The following is a 5,000-nucleotide window of genomic DNA, read 5'->3' as shown; positions in this document are numbered from 1 at the left end:
CCCGCAACGAGCGCAACCCACGTATTTAGTTGCTAACGGTTCGGCCGAGCACTCTAAATAGACTGCCTTCGTAAGGAGGAGGAAGGTGTGGACGACGTCAAGTCATCATGGCCCTTATGCCCAGGGCGACACACGTGCTACAATGGCATATACAATGAGACGCAATACCGCGAGGTGGAGCAAATCTATAAAATATGTCCCAGTTCGGATTGTTCTCTGCAACTCGAGAGCATGAAGCCGGAATCGCTAGTAATCGTAGATCAGCCATGCTACGGTGAATACGTTCCCGGGTCTTGTACTCACCGCCCGTCACACCATGGGAGTTGATTTCACTCGAAGCCGGAATACTAAACTAGTTACCGTCCACAGTGGAATCAGCGACTGGGGTGAAGTCGTAACAAGGTAACCGTAGGAGAACCTGCGGTTGGATCACCTCCTTTCTAGAGTACAAACTGATAAGTCTCACAACTATCAGTTCATATATAGACTCAATCATCCTTGTTTAGATTTCAAAGATTGATGAAAAGCTAATTTTGGGGAATTAGCTCAGCTGGGAGAGCGCCTGCTTTGCACGCAGGAGGTCAGCGGTTCGATCCCGCTATTCTCCACCATTTATTAAGGGCCTATAGCTCAGCTGGTTAGAGTGCACCCCTGATAAGGGTGAGGTCACAAGTTCAAGTCTTGTTAGGCCCACCATAAAAAAGATTTGTTTATCAATTCTAAGTTAAAGTTTTAAAACTTAAAGCAAGTATATAGCTAATAATAAAGCAGTAAATAAAGTAAAATACTTTATTGCTTATGTTTTTAAATTATTTAAACTCTTTATATATACTTCCTTTAGGTTTTAAGACCTAAGCTAAATAAATAATAGAATATTTTATATATTAGATTAGTTATTTAATGTTATTTGAATTATCATTGTTAAGAGTCACAAGCAAGTTTTAATAAAAACAATTTTACAGGACTTGTTAAAGGATAAAACCTAGCTATCTTTTCTTTAGCTTTTAGTTAAAGACAAGTTTTAAACTCACAGCTTAGTGAGGCTAATTTATTTAGTTTTATTAAGTGTTTAAATGCTTTCCGTCTTAAGATAGTAAAGTCTTATCATAAAAACTTTAACAAGGAAGTGATGCGTTTTAGAATGAATTTAAAAGGTAAGCTATTAAGAGCGAATGGTGGATGCCTTGGCTGGTAAAGGCGATGAAGGACGTACTAGACTGCGATAAGCTACGGGGAGCTGTCAAGAAGCTTTGATCCGTAGATTTCCGAATGGGGCAACCCAGTATATAGAGATATATACTACCATAATGGAGCGAACGTAGGGAATTGAAACATCTTAGTACCTACAGGAAAAGAAATCAATAGAGATTGCGTCAGTAGCGGCGAGCGAAAGCGCAAGAGGGCAAACCCAGTGCTTGCACTGGGGGTTGTAGGACTGCAATGTGCAATAGGTGAGGTTAGTAGAACACTCTGGAAAGTGTAGCCATAGAGGGTGATAGTCCCGTATACGAAAACCAAACCTTAGCTAGCAGTATCCTGAGTAGGGCGGGACACGAGGAATCCTGTCTGAAGCTGGGTCGACCACGATCCAACCCTAAATACTACTACCAGACCGATAGTGCACAAGTACCGTGAGGGAAAGGTGAAAAGAACTGAGGTGATCAGAGTGAAATAGAACCTGAAACCATTTGCTTACAATCATTCAGAGCACTATGTAGTAATACAGTGTGATGGACTGCCTTTTGCATAATGAGCCTGCGAGTTGTGGTGTCTGGCAAGGTTAAGCACACGCGAAGCCGTAGCGAAAGCGAGTCTGAATAGGGCGCTTAAGTCAGATGCTGCAGACCCGAAACGAAGTGATCTATCCATGAGCAAGTTGAAGCTAGTGTAAGAACTAGTGGAGGACTGAACCGATAGGCGTTGAAAAGCCCCCGGATGACTTGTGGATAGGGGTGAAAGGCCAATCAAACTTCGTGATAGCTGGTTCTCTCCGAAATATATTTAGGTATAGCGTTGTGTCGTAGTATAAGGGGGTAGAGCACTGAATGGGCTAGGGCATACACCAATGTACCAAACCCTATCAAACTCCGAATACCTTATATGTAATCACAGCAGTCAGGCGGCGAGTGATAAAATCCGTCGTCAAGAGGGAAACAACCCAGACTACCAGCTAAGGTCCCTAAATCTTACTTAAGTGGAAAACGATGTGAAGTTACTTAAACAACCAGGAGGTTGGCTTAGAAGCAGCCATCCTTTAAAGAAAGCGTAATAGCTCACTGGTCTAGTGATTTTGCGCGGAAAATATAACGGGGCTAAAGTAAGTACCGAAGCTGTAGACTTGATTTTATCAAGTGGTAGGAGAGCGTTCTATTTGCGCCGAAGGTATACCGGTAAGGAGTGCTGGAGCGAATAGAAGTGAGCATGCAGGCATGAGTAGCGATAATTAATGTGAGAATCATTAACGCCGTAAACCCAAGGTTTCCTACGCGATGCTCGTCATCGTAGGGTTAGTCGGGTCCTAAGTCGAGTCCGAAAGGGGTAGACGATGGCAAATTGGTTAATATTCCAATACCAACATTAGTGTGCGATGGAAGGACGCTTAGGGCTAAGCAAGCTAGCGGATGGAAGAGCTAGTCTAAGGTCGTAGGAGGTTATATAGGCAAATCCGTATAACAATACTCCGAGAACTGAAAGGCTCTTCAAAGTCTTCGGACAGCGAGGAGAATTGCTGATGCCGTCGAGCCAAGAAAAGTTTCTAAGTTTAGCTAATGTTGCCCGTACCGTAAACCGACACAGGTGGGTGGGATGAGTATTCTAAGGCGCGTGGAAGAACTCTCTTTAAGGAACTCTGCAAAATAGCACCGTATCTTCGGTATAAGGTGTGGTTCGCTTCGTATTAGGATTTACTCCGAAAGCGAAGAAACTTACAACAAAGAGTCCCTCCCGACTGTTTACCAAAAACACAGCACTCTGCTAACTCGTAAGAGGATGTATAGGGTGTGACGCCTGCCCGGTGCTCGAAGGTTAATTGATGGGGTTAGCATTAGCGAAGCTCTTGATCGAAGCCCGAGTAAACGGCGGCCGTAACTATAACGGTCCTAAGGTAGCGAAATTCCTTGTCGGTTAAATACCGACCTGCATGAATGGCGTAACGAGATGGGAGCTGTCTCAAAGAGGGATCCAGTGAAATTGTAGTGGAGGTGAAAATTCCTCCTACCCGCGGCAAGACGGAAAGACCCCGTGGACCTTTACTACAGCTTGACACTGCTATTTGGATAAGAATGTGCAGGATAGGTGGGAGGCTTTGAGTATATGACGCCAGTTGTATATGAGCCGTTGTTGAGATACCACTCTTTCTTATTTGGGTAGCTAACCAGCTTGAGTTATCCTCAAGTGGGACAATGTCTGGTGGGTAGTTTGACTGGGGCGGTCGCCTCCCAAATAATAACGGAGGCTTACAAAGGTTGGCTCAGAACGGTTGGAAATCGTTCGTAGAGTATAAAGGTATAAGCCAGCTTAACTGCAAGACATACAAGTCAAGCAGAGACGAAAGTCGGTCTTAGTGATCCGGTGGTTCTGTGTGGAAGGGCCATCGCTCAAAGGATAAAAGGTACCCCGGGGATAACAGGCTGATCTCCCCCAAGAGCTCACATCGACGGGGAGGTTTGGCACCTCGATGTCGGCTCATCGCATCCTGGGGCTGGAGCAGGTCCCAAGGGTATGGCTGTTCGCCATTTAAAGCGGTACGCGAGCTGGGTTCAGAACGTCGTGAGACAGTTCGGTCCCTATCTGCCGTGGGCGTAAGAAGATTGAAGAGATTTGACCCTAGTACGAGAGGACCGGGTTGAACAAACCACTGGTGTAGCTGTTGTTCTGCCAAGAGCATCGCAGCGTAGCTAAGTTTGGAACGGATAAACGCTGAAAGCATCTAAGCGTGAAGCCAACTCTAAGATGAATCTTCTCTAAGCTCTCTAGAAGACTACTAGTTTGATAGGCTGGGTGTGTAATGGATGAAAGTCCTTTAGCTGACCAGTACTAATAGAGCGTTTGGCTTATCTTATTTAAGCATCACTTCCTTGTTAAGGTTTTTAATAAAGCTTTGAATGTTTTTATATGAAATATTTATATAAAGATTATGTTCTTAAGTTTATAAAATCTTACAAGTAAAGTTTGTATTAGAACTTGCTCTTAACATTGTTTTTTAAGTATTCTAAAACAGTAAAGTGATTTAGTTTAATAAAACATCTAAATATAAGAATAAGATGAAAGCTAAAAATAAAAATGATTTTTATATTTAAATCTTATTAATTGCTTTTATTATGCTATATTAAATAGAATATTTAAATAACAATGTCCGTGATTATACAGATGTGGAGACGCCTTGCTCCATCCCGAACCAAGAAGCTAAGCACATCGTGGGTGATGATACTACGCCTTACTGGCAGGGGGAAAGTAGCTCATTGCGGACTTGTTAATTCTCTTATTATTCTTACTTTATATATAATCTTATGTTTGTTTTTTATTGTTAGTTATTAAATTGGTTTGTTTTTTTAATTTATAAAATTTAGTTATTTAGTTGGATTGTTTTATTTTTTAGATGTTTTAGTTTGAGTGGCTACTAATTTTTTAGCAATAGTTTGTTTTTATTTTTTTAAATTTTTATGATTTTTTAATCTATTCTACGGTTTTTAGGTTTATTATTTTATTTTTGTGGTTTTTATTTAATTGTATTCCTTTTTATTTTTTAATTTATTTTTATTCTTTATTGTTTTATTTTTTTGCTATGGTTTTTTATTTTTGTTTTTAGTTGTTTGTGTTTTTAGTGATTTGGCTTTTGGATTTATATTGTTTGGGGATTTAGTTGTTTTATCTTTAAAATGTTTATAGCGAGTTTGATAAATTTGGTTTTTTTAGTTTTTATTGCTTATGTTTTTGCTTTTTTATTGATCTGAAAAATTAGGTTTGTTTAGTTGTTTAGTTGTTTAGTTGTTTAGTTGTTT

Annotated in this window: 2 tRNA genes and 3 rRNA genes (1 of these 5 running past the window's edge); all 5 read left to right on the top strand. The window is 40.7% G+C overall.

The features are described from left to right. A 16S ribosomal RNA gene (locus tag L8U41_RS07755) occupies nucleotides 1–440 on the top strand (it extends 1,074 nt beyond the left edge of the window). A gap of 95 nt (nucleotides 441–535) precedes the next feature. Then, nucleotides 536–611: transfer RNA gene (locus L8U41_RS07750), tRNA-Ala, on the top strand. 8 nt (nucleotides 612–619) lie between these two features. Next, nucleotides 620–696, top strand: a tRNA-Ile gene (locus L8U41_RS07745). Between the two features lie 456 nt (nucleotides 697–1,152). Further along, a 23S ribosomal RNA gene (locus tag L8U41_RS07740) occupies nucleotides 1,153–4,060 on the top strand. Between the two features lie 292 nt (nucleotides 4,061–4,352). After that, nucleotides 4,353–4,469: ribosomal RNA gene (gene rrf, locus L8U41_RS07735) — 5S ribosomal RNA — on the top strand. The 16S, 23S and 5S rRNA genes sit together here with 2 tRNA genes alongside, the layout of an rRNA operon. The last annotated feature ends 531 nt before the right edge of the window (nucleotides 4,470–5,000 follow it).

It is taken from the genome of Campylobacter sp. RKI_CA19_01116 (genome assembly GCF_025771405.1).
Classification (GTDB): domain Bacteria; phylum Campylobacterota; class Campylobacteria; order Campylobacterales; family Campylobacteraceae; genus Campylobacter_D.
This window is presented reverse-complemented; position numbering and strand designations above follow the sequence as displayed.